This window comes from Paenibacillus phytohabitans, assembly GCF_013141775.1.
Classification (GTDB): Bacteria; Bacillota; Bacilli; order Paenibacillales; family Paenibacillaceae; genus Paenibacillus_AQ; species Paenibacillus_AQ phytohabitans.
On sequence record NZ_WHOB01000039.1, the window covers coordinates 78,009 to 93,648 of the forward strand.

General features: G+C 49.9%; 14 protein-coding genes. 10 read left to right on the top strand and 4 right to left on the bottom strand.

The features are described 5' to 3' along the window. Window positions 1–441: 441 nt before the first annotated feature. Window positions 442–3,498 (top strand): hypothetical protein, encoded by a 3,057-nt coding sequence (locus GC101_RS14650; protein ID WP_171717840.1) that lies wholly within the window; start codon window positions 442–444, stop codon window positions 3,496–3,498. 81 nt (window positions 3,499–3,579) lie between these two features. On the opposite strand, the gene GC101_RS14655 is transcribed toward GC101_RS14650, so the two are convergent. Continuing rightward, window positions 3,580–4,224 (bottom strand): hypothetical protein, encoded by a 645-nt coding sequence (locus tag GC101_RS14655; RefSeq protein ID WP_042134351.1) that lies wholly within the window; start codon window positions 4,222–4,224, stop codon window positions 3,580–3,582. A 318-nt stretch (window positions 4,225–4,542) separates the two neighbouring features. Between GC101_RS14655 and tkt the strand changes: the two genes are divergently transcribed. From tkt to GC101_RS14670, 3 genes are all read left to right on the top strand, one after another. Further along, window positions 4,543–6,594 carry a transketolase gene (gene tkt / locus GC101_RS14660; RefSeq protein ID WP_171717841.1) on the top strand — a complete coding sequence of 684 codons (2,052 nt, stop codon included), beginning with the start codon at window positions 4,543–4,545 and terminating at the stop codon, window positions 6,592–6,594. A gap of 34 nt (window positions 6,595–6,628) precedes the next feature. Beyond that, complete coding sequence (gene ppnP / locus GC101_RS14665; protein ID WP_171717842.1) at window positions 6,629–6,946, top strand: pyrimidine/purine nucleoside phosphorylase; 318 nt, start codon at window positions 6,629–6,631, stop codon at window positions 6,944–6,946. Between the two features lie 190 nt (window positions 6,947–7,136). Beyond that, a complete protein-coding gene (locus tag GC101_RS14670) occupies window positions 7,137–8,657 on the top strand; it encodes a M14 family metallopeptidase (protein WP_171717843.1) in 1,521 nt (506 codons plus the stop codon). A gap of 92 nt (window positions 8,658–8,749) precedes the next feature. Here GC101_RS14670 and GC101_RS36550 read toward each other — a convergent pair whose 3' ends face one another. Beyond that, window positions 8,750–8,884, bottom strand: a complete 135-nt coding sequence (locus GC101_RS36550; RefSeq protein WP_281365880.1) for a hypothetical protein — start codon at window positions 8,882–8,884, stop codon at window positions 8,750–8,752. 292 nt (window positions 8,885–9,176) lie between these two features. Here GC101_RS36550 and GC101_RS14675 point away from each other — a divergent pair, with 292 nt between their 5' ends. Next, window positions 9,177–9,323: a hypothetical protein gene (locus tag GC101_RS14675; protein WP_216626612.1), complete on the top strand. Its 147-nt coding sequence runs from the start codon at window positions 9,177–9,179 to the stop codon at window positions 9,321–9,323. An 87-nt stretch (window positions 9,324–9,410) separates the two neighbouring features. On the opposite strand, the gene GC101_RS14680 is transcribed toward GC101_RS14675, so the two are convergent. After that, window positions 9,411–10,313 (bottom strand): NAD(P)-dependent oxidoreductase, encoded by a 903-nt coding sequence (locus tag GC101_RS14680; RefSeq protein WP_171717844.1) that lies wholly within the window; start codon window positions 10,311–10,313, stop codon window positions 9,411–9,413. A gap of 263 nt (window positions 10,314–10,576) precedes the next feature. On the opposite strand from GC101_RS14680, the gene GC101_RS14685 reads away from it, so the two are divergent. The 3 genes from GC101_RS14685 (at window position 10,577) to GC101_RS14695 (ending at window position 13,280) form a co-directional block, all read left to right on the top strand. Then, window positions 10,577–11,932: a glucose-6-phosphate isomerase gene (locus GC101_RS14685; protein WP_039296447.1), complete on the top strand. Its 1,356-nt coding sequence runs from the start codon at window positions 10,577–10,579 to the stop codon at window positions 11,930–11,932. A 129-nt stretch (window positions 11,933–12,061) separates the two neighbouring features. Beyond that, window positions 12,062–12,694, top strand: coding sequence for a YigZ family protein (locus tag GC101_RS14690; protein WP_039296449.1), 633 nt, complete (start codon window positions 12,062–12,064; stop codon window positions 12,692–12,694). Between the two features lie 4 nt (window positions 12,695–12,698). Continuing rightward, window positions 12,699–13,280, top strand: a complete 582-nt coding sequence (locus tag GC101_RS14695) for a TetR/AcrR family transcriptional regulator (RefSeq protein ID WP_039296452.1) — start codon at window positions 12,699–12,701, stop codon at window positions 13,278–13,280. 153 nt (window positions 13,281–13,433) lie between these two features. Here GC101_RS14695 and GC101_RS14700 read toward each other — a convergent pair whose 3' ends face one another. After that, window positions 13,434–13,835 carry a secondary thiamine-phosphate synthase enzyme YjbQ gene (locus GC101_RS14700; RefSeq protein WP_171717845.1) on the bottom strand — a complete coding sequence of 134 codons (402 nt, stop codon included), beginning with the start codon at window positions 13,833–13,835 and terminating at the stop codon, window positions 13,434–13,436. A 195-nt stretch (window positions 13,836–14,030) separates the two neighbouring features. Here GC101_RS14700 and cysT point away from each other — a divergent pair, with 195 nt between their 5' ends. Further along, window positions 14,031–14,846, top strand: coding sequence for a sulfate ABC transporter permease subunit CysT (cysT, locus tag GC101_RS14705; protein WP_171717846.1), 816 nt, complete (start codon window positions 14,031–14,033; stop codon window positions 14,844–14,846). Continuing rightward, window positions 14,843–15,640, top strand: coding sequence for a sulfate ABC transporter permease subunit (locus GC101_RS14710; RefSeq protein ID WP_042134367.1), 798 nt, complete (start codon window positions 14,843–14,845; stop codon window positions 15,638–15,640). Before cysT ends, GC101_RS14710 begins: the two co-directional genes overlap by 4 nt.

Sequence of the window (15,640 nt, forward strand, 5' to 3'; positions counted from 1 at the left end):
GATTATGATATTGTTCCGGATGGGCCGATTGTTATGAAATCATCAAATCAGTATTGGTATAGTGATAACTCTAGAGCTAGAAAATTAGAAATATATACAGATTTGAGTTCACCGAGTTATAGCGGGATGTCACAGTTTGCCCAGTGGTTTGTTGATGAGTTCCCTGCTACATCAACTGTTAATACAATCACTTTTGATCCGTTGACCCCCCCTACAACCAAGTGGTATCAATCATGGCCATCGAACATTGACATACCCACTAAAGTAACAGTCTCCGTTGGAGTAGCTGATTATCATTATCTATACACATTATCCAATGGTTGGTCGAATAGCACTGGTCGTTATTTTTACGATTTGCCGTTAATTATCAATTCAGCTCCAAGTCTAACCGTAACGACTCCGAGCGAACAACAGCTAATTAACGAGCCAGGCTTCAGCGGGATGAATATTGAAGGATATGTACGCGATGTGGACAATAACGATGTGGTGGTCAGTGCGGAGATCCCGAATGTTTTCTACAAGAAAGTAACCATTCCGCAGGCATTATATAATAAACCATTCTCTATACCCATAGACGTTTTGGCAGACGGGATACCTCCTGGACGGCATACGATCACTGTCAAAGTCGTAGATCCCTACAACTTTAAAGACGAGAGGACGCTAAATGTAAATGTGTCCTATAGGTTAAGGAATAAGTCTTTTATCTTAATCAATACACCTGTAGACATTTCGACATCCTACACAGATTATGAAGGGGACCCGAAGTATCAAGACAGGTACCGGTATGATCACGACCCGAACTTTTTTGACAATTCGATGGGGATGATTGGGGACAGTGGGCTATGGCGGAATTCCCAATACCAGTCGTTCCCCTTCAGCGGGGTGTATACGGCCACCTTCCAGGCTCGGGATAATCCGAAGAATGATAATCTGTTCGATGATTACCGGCTATGGAGCCGCGATAATTTATCATCCATGACGTTTCATGTACACCGGAAGCCGATTGCTCTGTTTAGTGCGAAGCTAACGGGGGGATGGCTGCAAATTACGGATAGTTCCTACGATCTTGATCATATCAAGGCGTATAACAAGGGCTTGATGGATTGGCAATGGCAATATAAAAAAACCGAATCCGAAATGTGGATGGACGGGCAACCGCCTGCCCAGCTGCCGATATCTGAGCAATATGATATCCGGCTGCGGGTGCGTGACGTGGACGGAGAAAACGGAGCAGGGGTCTGGAGTGATTGGTGTGTGCGGACCGTAGGCAGTGCCGGCAACCTTCCTCCGGTTGCGCTATTTACGGTAGAGCCGAATATCGTTTCTTACCGTAAAGCCACGACGGTTACCGATAAATCTTTTGACCCGGATAACGATCCGCTTGATGTGTATAGCTGGACGGTGGTTAAGGACGGCTGGCAGCAGGTATGGAGTCATTGGGGCGGGGCGGCTACACCTCCGAATATTGCTGCTTATGGAGTGGGGACATATCAATTAACCTTACAGGTCCATGATAATCGGGGGCTTTGGTCAGAACCCTACAGCCAAACCGTGCAGGTCATGAATCATCCACCTGCAGCTGCGTTCTATATGCCATCTGAAGTGTACAGGGATACGGTAATTCCGCTGGAAAATTTGACACCCGATCCGGACGAGGACGGGGACGGACTGAGTTATGGCTGGAACGCACGGATTAATAACTCCGGCTATTATTATACCAGCGGTAATCGGAGTCCAGTGATAACGGTCCGTGATTTAATTGCAAACTATGGGATATCACAGCAGCAGGCCATCTCTGATGGCTGGGAAATGCGGCTTACAGCATCGGATGGATCGCTGAGTTCGAATGCCACTCGGTTGTTTACGGTCAAGAATCATGTTCCAACGGCAGGAATCAATGGGCCAGTGGTTGTATACCAATATGACAACAAAACCTACTATGGTGTGGATACGGATGAAGACTCGTCGGATACAAGCAGCTTACAATACTACTGGAAGGTTACCAGCAGCGATGGAACCACAACAATGTACCGCACAGCCAATATAAATATAGACTTCCCGGACACAGGGGCCTACACCATAGAACATTGGGTAGTGGATCAAATCGGTGCAAAGTCAAACGTGGCTAAGCTGAAGATTGATGTCATAGAAAATCAGGCTCCAGCTATCACGCTTACGGCTCCGGCAGGTACAGTTACAAATCCAACAGTTTTGGATGCAGAGCTGCAGGGCGATCCTCTCATTGGGTGGAACTACAGTGACCCGGAGAACGATCCGCAGGAGAAATACCGGCTGGAGTTCTTCGCGGCAGATGGACAGTTGGCCAAAACAGTCGAGAATACAGATTCTACCGGCGGCTTGCGGCAGTATAAGGTGCCTAATCCCACCTTTGAACGGTTCGCGATCTTCAGCCTATACGCCCGGGCTTATTCAAAAGGCTCCTGGTCAGAAGTCTCCAATGAAAAAGCCTTCATCATCGATAATCCGCCGCATGCCGGTTTTACCCTGATGACGGATACGGGCCGCAATGCAGCAGCGGTACCCATTTACCGGACGGATGTACTGCAGATCACCAGCACTGCAACCGATGCGGATATCCCGAAGGGCGACAGTATTAAACACCAATATTTCCTGAAGCCTTCAAGCGGGACGGAAGGGCTGGCCAGCGTACAGGAGAGCTTCACCAAGCAGTTCACCTCAAACGGAATCTTTACGCTTCGGCAAGTCGTTATGGACAGCCTGGGACTATACCGCGAGCTGTCGCAGAATATTACGGTTGTGAACCGGCTGCCGCAAGTCACCATCACATATCCAACGAGCACAAGCGCAGCTAATCCTACAATTGTTAGCACACTCACCCCTGTGATTCAGTGGGATTATCAGGATGAAGACGGCGATGTGCAGCAGCGCTTCAAAGTACGTATTATTAATCTGGCAAGCGGGGCAGTAAAGGCCCAGTCCGGTGAACAGGTATCCGGCGCTAAGCAGTGGAAGGTTCCTTCCGGCACGCTTGCTGAGAATGAGAAATATGCTGTGGAAGTTGAGGGGTATGACGGGTTCGGCTGGAGCAATGTGTCTCCGCGCAAATATATGATGGTCAATCTGCTCAGCATTAAGGGGGCTGTCCAGCACACAGAGGAGTGGAACAGCAACCGTCAGGCTTACAATTTGAATAAAAGCGGGAATGCGGAGAGTCCGCGGGGGTATACTGTTTATTGGGCGGGCGAGAAATTCGTGCTGCAGGGCACGGCAACCGGATTGCCGGATACCGTTCAGGTTACAATGAGCGGAGGGTATTCAGCGCAGCTGAGTCCGACCGGAAGTGACAAGACCAAGTGGACAGGCGAATTGGCAGACCCGTCGTTTGAACAGCTGCCGGATGGTCCGGTTACGTTCACTTTTACCGCCACTAATGAATTCACCACCAAGGTCGATTCGGTTACGGTAACCATCCTGGGGGATTGGTCAGAATACTACCAGAGTCATCGCGTAAAATAGCGGAACTTAGTCACTGCGTTACCGGTATCTTGTTCTTATGTGTTCATATCACGCAGCATCCCACGGGCGGAGGGTGATCGTTCAGACGATCCCCTCAGTCCGTTCTTCGTTTAAGCGGAGCATTCGTGCGGCAACCGCCCCCGGAACGGGTGAACTGGTGGTATGTAAGCTGGACGTAAGGAGAGCCACACGATTATTACGGCGCATATAATAGGAAAGTTTGCCGCTGAATATCTTGTGGGCACACAGGGACGAGGCGAAATCCTCCGGAGTTACGAAGCAGGAGGGCTTGGCCACCGGATGCACGGCCGTTTCTTCAAATACAGAGGCTACAAATTGTGAGCAGAAAAAAGCATCCTCCCTGTCGATCCGGATATTCAGCAGCACACCCACCAGGCCGAGCAGATGATATTTATAGCGCTCCTGATTCTGCATCATACCTTGGACATGGTTGTACATGGTGTCATACTCTTCGGCACTGACTCTAAGCTGATAGATGGCACAGTCTGCACTGCTGTAGAACGGATGGATAAAGTTCTCATGGATCAGTCCGGCGATAAACGGATTGTGCACTCTTTTTCTCCCGAAGCTGTAGACCTCGCGCAGTTCACTGTCAAAGGCGATCGAAGCATGATTCAGCTCTGCTTTGGTGAACCATTTAATAATTCCGCTGAATGCCGTACCCGTTCCGGTAAGCACAACATAGATATCTCTATTTGCAGTCATCTTCGAAATCCCTTTCTGCTGGAAGTAATGGATAATCCGGTAAAAAATATTGCTGAGGTACTTCCATCTTACTGTATAAATCAGCTTTGTAAAACAAACTTTAGTCTTAGATAGAAACTAGACTTAAGGCTAAGTCCCTCCATCCGCGGCTTGCATCCTCCCAAACCCTCCTGAAACTCTGTAAAGCTGGCGGTAGAGTGCATAGACCCGGCAAAAGCCGCTAACTATAAGCTATAGCAAAAACAATTGGAAATGCTTCCACTTACGTGATACAATAATAGTCAAAATGACATTCTTGATTTGAGGAGGATTATTTTAATGACTGAACAAGCAAAAAAAGATCAAGCCATTCATAAAGAAGAAAACTCGACGGTGGACAACCTGGCCATCACTACGATCCGTACACTTGCTATTGATGCGATTGAAAAAGCAAATTCCGGACATCCCGGCATGCCAATGGGTTCCGCACCTATGGGATACCAGTTGTTCGCCAAGACGATGAATCATAACCCGGATCACCCGACTTGGGTAAACCGTGACCGTTTTGTATTGTCCGCCGGACATGGCTCCATGCTGCTCTACAGCCTGCTCCACCTGAGCGGCTATGATCTGCCGATGGAAGAATTGAAGCAGTTCCGCCAATGGGGCAGCTTGACACCGGGACATCCGGAGTTCGGCCACACTGCAGGTGTAGACGCGACAACCGGTCCGCTTGGACAAGGTATCGGTATGGCTGTAGGTATGGCGATGGCTGAAGCGCAGCTGGGTGCTACTTATAATAAAGACGAACATAATGTAATCGACCATTACACATATGCGATCTGTGGCGATGGCGACTTAATGGAAGGGATCTCTTCCGAGTCCGCTTCGCTTGCCGGCCATTTGAAGCTGGGCAAACTGATTGTAATGTATGATTCCAATGATATTTCCCTCGACGGCAAGCTGAACCTCGCGTTCTCCGAGAATGTGGCCAAACGTTTCGAAGCTTACGGCTGGCAGGTTCTGCGCGTAGAAGACGGCAACGATCTTCCTGCACTCGGTAAGGCTCTTGCCGAAGCTCAAGCAGACAGCAGCAAACCAACATTGATCGAAGTGAAGACCGTTATCGGCTACGGCAGCCCGAACAAACAAGGTAAAGGCGGCCATGGCGGAACTCACGGCTCCCCGCTGGGTGCTGATGAAGCGAAGCTTACGAAGGATTTCTACAAATGGGTATATGAAGAAGATTTCTTTGTACCGGACGAAGTGCGCGCCAGCTTTGCTGAAGTGAAGGCCAAAGGAATCGCGGCTAACAAAGCATGGGATGAGAAGTTTGCAGCCTACAAGAAAGCTTATCCTGAGCTTGCAGCACAGCTTGAGACTGCACTCAGCGGCGAGCTTCCTGAAGGCTGGGATGCCAATCTGCCATTCTACAAAGCAGAAGACAAAGCAGTGTCCACCCGTGTAGCTTCCGGTAATGCGCTGAACGGTTTGACTGCCGGTATCCCGCAGCTGGTTGGGGGTTCTGCTGACCTTGAGAGCTCGACAATGACTCACTTGAACGGTCTGTCCCAGTTCACTTCGGAATCTTATGACGGCCGTAACATCTATTTCGGCGTCCGCGAATTCGGTATGGCTGCGGCCATGAACGGGATTGCACTGCACAGCGGGCTCAAAGTATTCGGCGGTACGTTCTTCGTATTCACAGATTACCTGCGTCCGGCTGTCCGTCTGGCATCCATCATGAAGCTGCCGGTAACCTACGTGCTTACACATGACAGTATCGCTGTCGGTGAAGACGGTCCTACCCATGAGCCGATTGAACAGCTTGCGTCCCTGCGTATCATTCCAGGCCTTACCGTGCTTCGTCCGGCTGACGGCAACGAAACTTCGGCAGCTTGGGCTTATGCTATGGAGAACACAGCCAATCCGGTGGCGCTGGTGCTGACCCGTCAGAACCTGCCGATCCTGCCAGGAACTGTGGACGGCGTTCGCGATAACATCAAACGCGGCGGCTATGTAGTATCTGATTCCAAGCACGGTACCCCGCAGGCACAGATCATTGCTACAGGCTCTGAAGTACAGCTGGCTGTTAAGGCTCAGGCTGCTCTTGCCGAAGAAGGCATTGATGTCCGTGTAATCAGCTTGCCGAGCTGGGATCTGTTCGAGAAACAGGACAAGGCTTACCGTGATTCCGTAATTCTGCCTGAAGTGAAAGCCCGTCTGGCGATTGAAATGGCGCAAACCTTCGGCTGGGAACGTTATACAGGCGATCAAGGCGACATTCTGGGTATCACTACCTTCGGCGCTTCCGCCCCTGGCGACACAGTAATCAGAGAGTATGGCTTCACCGTGGAAAATGTAGTCAGCCGCGTGAAAGCCCTGCTATAATAGACGGATTAACCATAAAGGGGAGAATAAGCATATGAGTCAGTTTACGGGCGCGACAATTCAAAAAGCAGCGAACATCTATTACGACGGAAAAGTTACCAGCCGTACAGTTACTTTAGAGGACGGTACTAAGGTGACACTCGGCATTATGCTGCCTGGAGTGTATGAATTCGGCACAGAAGGTCCAGAGACGATGGAAATCCTCTCCGGCAATCTTAAAGTACTGCTTCCCGGTACTGACGTGTGGAAAGACATCGACGGAACAGAAACGTTCCATGTTCCCGGCAACTCCAAGTTTGCGCTGGAAGTCTTCGCATTAACTGATTATTGCTGTTCTTACCCGATTGTGTAATTCAAAGCACTGAAATGAAGAAGTATTCCGGAGCCCTTGCTTCCGGGGTGCTTCTTTTTTTATTCCACTATTCGACAAAAGAAGAATATATTTAATCCATTATTGACGAAATAGGTACATTCTCATATACTTCCACTATCAATTTGCCAACTGGCGCTTCTGCTAGTAAAAAGATAGAGGAGATGGGGATGTGAGCAAGTCAGGCTTTTGCAAGGAAATACATAAGGTTGCGCTATTATTGTTCAGTTGTCTATTATCGCTACTGATATTTGTACCTTCAGGGACAATCTATGCAGCGGCAAATATAGTAAATCCCAATCAGGTCTATTCCTATACCCTTATGCAAAGGGATATTGAGAGATTAGTAACGGAATACCCCGACCTGGTATCATCCGAATCTTTGGGGAAGACCCCGTATGGACGTCAGCTGTGGGCTGTGAAGCTGGGGCGTGGAGATTCTGCGCTGTTTCTTAACGGTTCCCATCATGCCAGAGAATGGATGACCAGCAGTTTATTGATGAAAATGACCGACACTTACGCCCAGGCTTATGATAATAATGAGACGATAGGCGGCTATAACGTACGCAGTTTACTGAATGAAGTCAGCATTTGGATCGTGCCGATGGTCAATCCGGATGGGGTTGCCTTGTCCCAGCAAGGGACGGCAGGACTGCCGGCTGATTTGGCCCAGATGCTGCGTAAGTATAACGGGAACAGCAGCAATTTTACCCGCTGGAAAGCAAATATGCAGGGAATTGACCTTAACCGCCAGTATCCGGCGAACTGGAACAGCATTAAGAATGCAGGTTCTTATCCATGGTATCAGAATTATAAGGGGAAGATGCCGGGGGAAGCTCCTGAAGTACAGATGATGATGAATTTCACGCAAAGGATTGATCCGGAAGTGACGATTTCTTATCACAGCTCGGGTGAGATCATATTTTGGCACTTCAATACGCCCGGCAGCAATGTGAACCGTGACAAAGCCATGGCCAGATCGCTTGCCAATCTGACCGGATATTCTCTGGTCGCTCCTGAGAAGAATCCTTCGGGCGGCGGATATAAGGATTGGTTCATCCAGGAATACGGCCGTCCAGGATTCACGATTGAAATTGCAAGCTATGCGGGGGAGAGCAATGTTCCGTTACAACAGTTCAGCGGCATCTGGTCTGAGAACAAGGTGGTTGGATTGTATTCTGCAGGACAGTCCTATTCCTTGTGGCTGAATAAGCAGAAGGCGGAGTATCTGCAGCAATCCATGAGCCTGCTGGCGGGCACGGAGCTTTATCCGAAGATAGGGGGTTCTGCCGGAGGGATCCCTCTGCAGCCGCAGCAGCTTCAAGTCATTGCCAGGAAGGGTGACTGGTATCAGGTTCAGGCAACGGAAGGACTGGGATGGATTCATCCGTCCCCCGGGAAGCTGGCCATCATCGAGGAGATTACGGCAAATGCCGGATGGAGCGAACGTATACCTGCTTATCAGTATCCGGATGCATACTCGCCGAAAGTAACCTTGCTCGATCCGCAGACCGTCCCGGTATCGGGAAGATGGGGGACCTGGCTGCTGGCTTTGACGCCGGGCGGGAACCTGTGGATTGACGGGCGTAAGGCAACGATTACCTGGCCTGAAGAGGAGATAGTGCAGGATCCGGCAACAGGTGCCGGGATAACCGGAGAAGAACAGCCGGAGAGTGCTGCGGGTACTCTTTAAACAGTGATATGATCTTCACTGTGATATTTAGCCTTCCGGGTGGCTGCTGTTGTCGCAGAATTCTCTCGAACACCCGCTTATTGTGGCAGAGCTCAGGTGATTTTTTTGAAATCCTGCCCGGAATACAACATTTTCTTCATTAAATCAGCCCAAATCCAAAATTGTTGTAGAAAAGGCAGCAATTCACCTTCTCCACACGGTTTGGGCGGCGAATTCCTGTATTTCATACAACAATTCTCCCGCACATACAGGTATCGAGGAATCAGAGTTGCATAATGTACAACATTGATGTGTACAGCGCTACTAAGACTAGGAAGGCTGCATTCTGCAGGCAACGAATTAGCATTTATAATTGTGTATTTACATAAGCTCCGCTAATTAGCGGGGCATTTTGGTGTGAAATAGGAAGCGTATATTCATATGTTAATGCTTGCCATATAACCGGAAATTTGTTACCATTATATAAGAACGTATGTTTGCAAATGGGTATGTACGGGTGTTCAGGGGAGTGGGATTTATATGCTGTACTCAGATAGTTACATAAGCTTCAACTATGAGGAAGCCGGGACGGGCAAGCCATTGCTGATCATTCACGGTAACGGTCCGGATCACCGGGTGATGGCAGCAGGTATGGAACCTCTATTTCACGGCAGTGGTGGCAATTAACAAAATGTGTTGTATAGGACTGCAACTAAAAGGCGCAGCCTAAATCCCGGCTGCGCCTGCGGTAATTGTTAATTGAATATAAGTTTACTATTCCTGGTCAGCCTTGGCCCCGATCTTCTGGCCGATCCAGTCTTCGTAGGATTTCACCACAGCAGATAGGTCTTCGTCGCCGTAGCCGTGATTGAAGCCCGCCTGGAACATACTCTTGGCGACACCAAGCATAGGCGAAGGTACGCCGGTGGAATCGCTGAGCGAGGATGCCAGCTTGAGATCCTTGAGCATCAGGGCAAGGGAGAACTGGTTGCTGAAATCATTATCAATAATCTTCTGTCCCTTCAGCTCAGCCTGCTTGCTGCCTGCCGATCCGTTCTTCACCAGCTCGAGGAACTTATCTGCGGGAACACCTGATTTCACGGCGATGGAGAAGCCTTCGGCGAGTGCGACATTATGAATGCCGACCATGGCATTGTGAGCGAGCTTGGCTACGGCACCGCTGCCGTTAGCACCCATATGCAGCAGCAGTCTGCCCATGGAGTCGAAGATATCACGGTGCTCTTCAATCACTGAGGCGCTGCCGCCAACCATGAAGACGAGGGTGCCTTCGATGGCCGCAGGTTTGCTGCCCGTTACCGGAGCATCAAGGAAGCTGCCGCCCCGTTCTTCCACGGCTGCGGCAATTTCCTTCGCGAGGCCGGGCGAGATGGTGCTGGAATCCACAACGGTGGTTCCCGGCTGAAGGGTAGCCAGAATACCGTTATCACCGTAGAATACTTCCCGGATCGAATCATCATTGCTGATCATGGTGATAATAACATTCTTGCCTTCTGCCGCAGCTTGCGGAGATGCAGCAACCTTCGCGCCTTCCTGCTCCAGAGGTCTGCATTTCTCTGCTGTGCGGTTGTACACCGTAACCTCAAAGCCGCTGCGCAGCAGGTTAGACGCCATAGGCGCTCCCATCGTTCCGAGTCCGATAAAGCCGATCTGTTTCATTTCATTTCCACCTTTGCTCTTTGAGATCATAATATAGAAACTAAGTTTGTCTACATTCTATCAGAAGGTCCTGGCATGTTCCACAGAACAGGTTTCCGGTTCCGGCCAGTAAACGCTTCCATGGAATTTTCATAAACATGGTTCCAAAGCCGGGGATATGCCTTAAGACCTTGCCAGTCAAGGCAAATTAAAGTATCCTAGATAATAATGTTGCAACAAACGGTGTCAAATCTAAAGAGATAAACAGGAGGCTACCATTACCGATGTCCAAGAAGATTAATTTTGACTACACCAAAGCCCTTTCCTTCTTCAGCCAGACTGAGATTGACTATTTCGCCGCTCCGGTGAAACTGGCCCACGAACAGCTGCATAACAAGAGCGGAGCCGGCTCCGATTACCTGGGCTGGATTGATCTCCCTACAGCGTACGACAAGGAAGAATTCGCCCGTATTCAGCAGGCTGCCAAGAAAATTCAAAGTGATTCCGATGTACTGATCGTTATCGGTATCGGCGGATCTTACCTGGGAGCACGCGCAGCTATTGAGGCGCTTTCGCATTCGTTCTACAATAACCTGTCCAAGGACAAGCGCAAGACTCCGGAAGTTTATTTTGCCGGCAACAACATCAGCTCTACCTACATCACGCATTTGCTTGATCTGGTAGAAGGCAAAGACTTCTCCGTGAACGTAATTTCCAAATCGGGTACGACTACTGAACCGGCTATTGCCTTCCGAATCTTCCGTGCAGCACTGGAGAAGAAATACGGCAAGGAAGAAGCCCGCAAACGTATCTACGCAACTACAGACAAGGAGAAGGGCGCACTCAAGAAGCTGGCTAACGAAGAAGGCTACGAGTCGTTCATTATTCCTGATGATGTAGGCGGACGTTATTCCGTTCTGACACCGGTAGGCCTTCTGCCAATCGCTGTAGCCGGAATCAACATTGAAGAAATGATGCAAGGTGCCGCAGCTGCAGCCGATGAGTTCAACAATCCGGATGTAGCTACGAACCAGAGCTATCAATATGCCGCAGTACGTAACGCACTTTACCGCAAAGGCAAGACTACGGAAATCCTCGTGAACTACGAGCCGTCCCTGCACTTTGTATCTGAATGGTGGAAACAGCTCTACGGCGAAAGCGAAGGCAAGGATTACAAAGGGATTTATCCTTCCTCCGTTGACTTCTCGACAGACCTGCACTCCATGGGTCAGTTCATTCAAGAAGGTAACCGCAATATATTTGAAACGGTTATCCAGGTAGAACAGGTACAGCACCATGTATCGATCGAGTCTGATCCTGATGATCTGGACGGACTGAACTTCCTGACAGGCAAGACGATGGACTTCGTGAACAAGAAGGCCTTCCAGGGAACCATGCTGGCGCACACAGACGGCCAAGTGCCGAACCTGATCGTCACTATTCCTGACCAGACGCCTTATACTTTCGGCTATCTGGTGTACTTCTTCGAGAAAGCCTGCGGCATCAGCGGATACCTGCTGGGTGTGAATCCGTTCGATCAGCCGGGCGTTGAAGCTTACAAGAAGAATATGTTCGCATTGCTGGGTAAACCGGGCTACGAGAAAGAAAAGGCAGAGCTGGAAGCCAGACTTACTGAGTAGTTGTAACCATACGCGCAGATCATTCATACTAATGTAAGTCATCAGGGAGCAGTCCATAGGTAACCATTACCGGGGGCTGCTCCTAATATATATCAAATTATCATATGCATATTAAGGAATGGACAACAAATGCTGGAACAATACCGGACGGTACGTGCTCCCGGTTCACGGGAAGTCGTAATCCGTAAATCACGCTTCATCGGACATGTAATGCCGGTGGAGAGCGAAGAAGAAGCCGTGCAATTCATTGAAGACATCAAGAAGCAGCACTGGAACGCTACACATAACTGTTCTGCTTATATGATTGGTGAGAGGGATGAGATCCAAAGACAGTCGGATGACGGTGAACCGAGTGGAACGGCCGGGAAGCCGATTTTGGAAGTAATCCGCAGCCAAAAGGTTAAAAATGTCGCTATTGTAGTTACCCGTTATTTCGGAGGCATTATGCTGGGCGCAGGCGGACTGATTCGGGCCTATACAGACGGCGCAGTGCTGGCACTTGAAGCCGGAGAGGTGATCACCCGTGTGCTGAGGCGGGAGGTGTTCGTGGAAATCGAATACACCTGGCTGGGCAAGGTGGAGAACGCGCTGCGGGGCAGAGGCATCCAGACTGGCGAAACTTTATTTACGGATAAAGTTACGCTGCTATGTCTTCCGCGCAATGATGAAGGTGACGCATTTATCGCATGGATAACCGATCTTACCGGGGCGCAGGCCCAGGTTACGGAAGGGCGGCGGCTTTACTACAGCGAAGGGGAATAAATTTATGGCAAGAAGAGCAGTGGAGCAGGAATTGTCGAGGGAAAGGATATTGGAGGCGGCGAGGCATCTTTTTATAACCAAAGGGTACCGGGCCATTTCGATGCGCAGCATCGGCCAGCATCTGGGTTATAGTCACGGTTCTCTCTATTATCACTTCAAAGAGAAGGCTGAATTATTCTACGCAATCGTAGTCGAAGATTTCAATCATGTGGCCACGCTGCTGAATCAGGCAATGAGCATGCCCCCTGAAGAGGGAATGACCCGTGTTGAACAGCTGATTATGGAGTTCATCCGTTTCGGGCTGGATCATCCGTACCAGTATGAGATCATGTTCATGATACGCGATGAAGAGCTGCTTGCTTATTGTAGAGCAGAACAGGGCCGATGTTTCGAGTTGTTTGCAGGTATTGTCCGCCGTCATATGAAGGAAGAGGGATATGTGTCGGAAGACTGGCAAAGTGTGCCGCTGACCCTGTTCTTGTCTGCTCACGGATTTATCTCCTATTATATTCAAGATAAGGTGCTTTTCGAAGATGTGAAGCAAGCTGCACTTACTCATGTCAAAGTACTAAGCCGCAGTTTATAATAGCTGTTTTTTTTAGCAATCCGCACTTTAGAGCGTTGCATTGGTATAACATTGATTGGTGAAAGTGTTATAGAAGCTATAAATAATATAGAGAGCAGCTCCGCAGGAACCGGCGAAGCTGCTTTTCTATAAGCTTTTATAGGGAATAATGGACTAACCCCCGATGATTTTCAGATAACACTGCCGGTGTCTTGGACCGTCGAACTCACAGAAATAGATCCCCTGCCAGCGGCCCAGCAGCAAGGCTCCATCATGAATAATAATGGTTTGGGAAGGGCCTGCTGTGATTGACTTCAGATGGGAAGCGGTATTGCCCTCGGCGTGGCGGTATTTCGGATGTTCCCACGGATAGACTTCATCCAGGCGCATCAGCACATCATGTTTCACATCCGGGTCGGCGTTCTCGTTAATCGCAATCCCCGCTGTGGTGTGCGGACAATACACTACAATAATTCCATTCTGCACTGCGCTTTTCTTCACATAAGCTTGGACCTCGCGGGTGATATCCCGTAACTCATCCCGTTTGCTGGTGCTGATCTCCATAGTATGAAGCATAATGAACTCCCCTCTCTTACATAGGCAAAATGAATGTTATATATACTTTAACCCAAAAGCTACGAAAGTAATTGACGGCAGCAAGCGGTCTTTGGTAAAGTAGTGATAACTTTAAACCAAGTATATTAATAGGAATAATTACAGCTTTAAAGGCGAGTATACCGACCGGATAGCCGGAGGTGGGAGGCTTAACCATTGAATTCGTTGATTAGACACAAAGGCTGGACCTGGGGATTCCGTACAACTATTTTACTTTATTTTGTAGTGCTGATCGTGCTGCCGATACTCGGTGTCTATTACAATTCATTCTCGCTCGGTATTGGCAGTTTTGTCGAGAGTATTATGGATCCGATTGCCTGGAAGTCGGTTTTACTGACGCTTAAGCTGGCAGTTATCGCCACCCTCATTAATGTGCTGCTGGGGACGATGATTGCCTGGGTGCTTATACGCTATAAATTTCCCGGCAAAGCGCTGCTGAACAGCCTGGTTGATCTCCCGTTTGCCCTGCCTACTGCCGTTGGAGGCCTAATGATCCTTTTGCTGCTGGGTCCAGGGAGCCTGATCGGCGGTTTGGCGGAGTCAATGGGGTTTGAGATTGTTTTTCATCAGCCGGCAATTGTCATTGCCATGGTCTTCGTCACTTTTCCCTTCGTGATCCGGGCGGTGCAGCCGCTGCTGGAGGAGCTGGACGCTTCTGAAGAAGAGGCGGCGTATACGATGGGGGCTAAGCCCAGCCGGGTCTTCCTGCAGGTCATTCTGCCGTCGATGTCACCGGGTATGATTGGCGGCGGGATGCTGGCCTTCTCCCGGGCGCTCGCTGAATTCGGAGCGGTTGTGCTGGTAGCGGGCAATATTCCTGGGCGGACGCTGGTGTCTTCGGTATTTATTTTCGGCGAAGTTGAGAGTGATAATCCGGTGGGGGCCGCAGCGGTCTCCATCATTCTCCTGACCTTGTCCTTTCTTATTCTCTGGCTGATTAGTCTGCTGCAGATGCGGGGGAGAAGATCATGAGAAGACTCTGGATTACACTGACGTATCTCGTATTCTTCCTGCTGATTGCCGCGCCGCTGGGTAAAATGACGATCGGTGCCTTCAGCGAAGGCTGGGGCGGCTTCTGGAATGCCCTGACCCGGCCGGAGGCGCTGCACGCGCTGATGATGACCGGATTCGTGGTGGTCGTAGTCACGCTGCTGAATACGCTGTTTGGCATCATGATGGCTTTGTATCTGGTGCGGGCGAACTGGCTGGGACGGCGCCTGAAAAGCCTGCTGAACAGCATCGTTGACCTGCCTTATGCGGTATCGCCGGTGATCGGTGGTCTGATGATCGTCCTGCTGCTGGGGCCGGACAGTGCGCTGGGTGCGCTGTTTGAACAAATCGGAGTGAAGATTGTGTATGCTTTTCCCGGAATGGTCATTGCCACATTGTTCGTGACCTTCCCGCTGATGGTGCGTGAGGTGATGCCGGTGCTGCAGGAGATTGGCTCCCAGCAGGAGGAAGCGGCTTCGACGCTTGGTGCATATGGCTGGACGACCTTCTGGAAAGTAACCTGGCCTTCGATCCGCTGGGCCGTGATCTATGGAGTGATTCTGACGGTGGCCCGTTCGCTGGGTGAATTCGGTGCGGTGCTCGTTGTATCCGGCAATATTATGAACAAAACGCAGACCGCGACCACGCTGGTCTATCAGGATGTCGAGAATTTCAATGTTACGGCTGCGGGCGGTATAGCGCTGGTGCTGGCCGCATTCTCCGCGGGTCTGCTGCTATTGATGGAATGGAGCAAGAGAAGAAAGGGTGTGCACTAG

Excerpts from the sequence above, each read along its gene's own strand:
- GC101_RS14650 (WP_171717840.1), top strand. The coding sequence starts at position 442 with ATGAATATTGAAGGATATGTACGCGATGTGGACAATAACGATGTGGTG.
- GC101_RS14655 (WP_042134351.1), bottom strand. The coding sequence starts at position 4,224 with ATGACTGCAAATAGAGATATCTATGTTGTGCTTACCGGAACGGGTACG.
- tkt (WP_171717841.1), top strand. The coding sequence starts at position 4,543 with ATGACTGAACAAGCAAAAAAAGATCAAGCCATTCATAAAGAAGAAAAC.
- ppnP (WP_171717842.1), top strand. The coding sequence starts at position 6,629 with ATGAGTCAGTTTACGGGCGCGACAATTCAAAAAGCAGCGAACATCTAT.
- GC101_RS36550 (WP_281365880.1), bottom strand. The coding sequence starts at position 8,884 with ATGAAATACAGGAATTCGCCGCCCAAACCGTGTGGAGAAGGTGAATTG.
- GC101_RS14675 (WP_216626612.1), top strand. The coding sequence starts at position 9,177 with ATGCTGTACTCAGATAGTTACATAAGCTTCAACTATGAGGAAGCCGGG.
- GC101_RS14680 (WP_171717844.1), bottom strand. The coding sequence starts at position 10,313 with ATGAAACAGATCGGCTTTATCGGACTCGGAACGATGGGAGCGCCTATG.
- GC101_RS14685 (WP_039296447.1), top strand. The coding sequence starts at position 10,577 with ATGTCCAAGAAGATTAATTTTGACTACACCAAAGCCCTTTCCTTCTTC.
- GC101_RS14690 (WP_039296449.1), top strand. The coding sequence starts at position 12,062 with ATGCTGGAACAATACCGGACGGTACGTGCTCCCGGTTCACGGGAAGTC.
- GC101_RS14695 (WP_039296452.1), top strand. The coding sequence starts at position 12,699 with ATGGCAAGAAGAGCAGTGGAGCAGGAATTGTCGAGGGAAAGGATATTG.
- GC101_RS14700 (WP_171717845.1), bottom strand. The coding sequence starts at position 13,835 with ATGCTTCATACTATGGAGATCAGCACCAGCAAACGGGATGAGTTACGG.
- GC101_RS14710 (WP_042134367.1), top strand. The coding sequence starts at position 14,843 with ATGAGAAGACTCTGGATTACACTGACGTATCTCGTATTCTTCCTGCTG.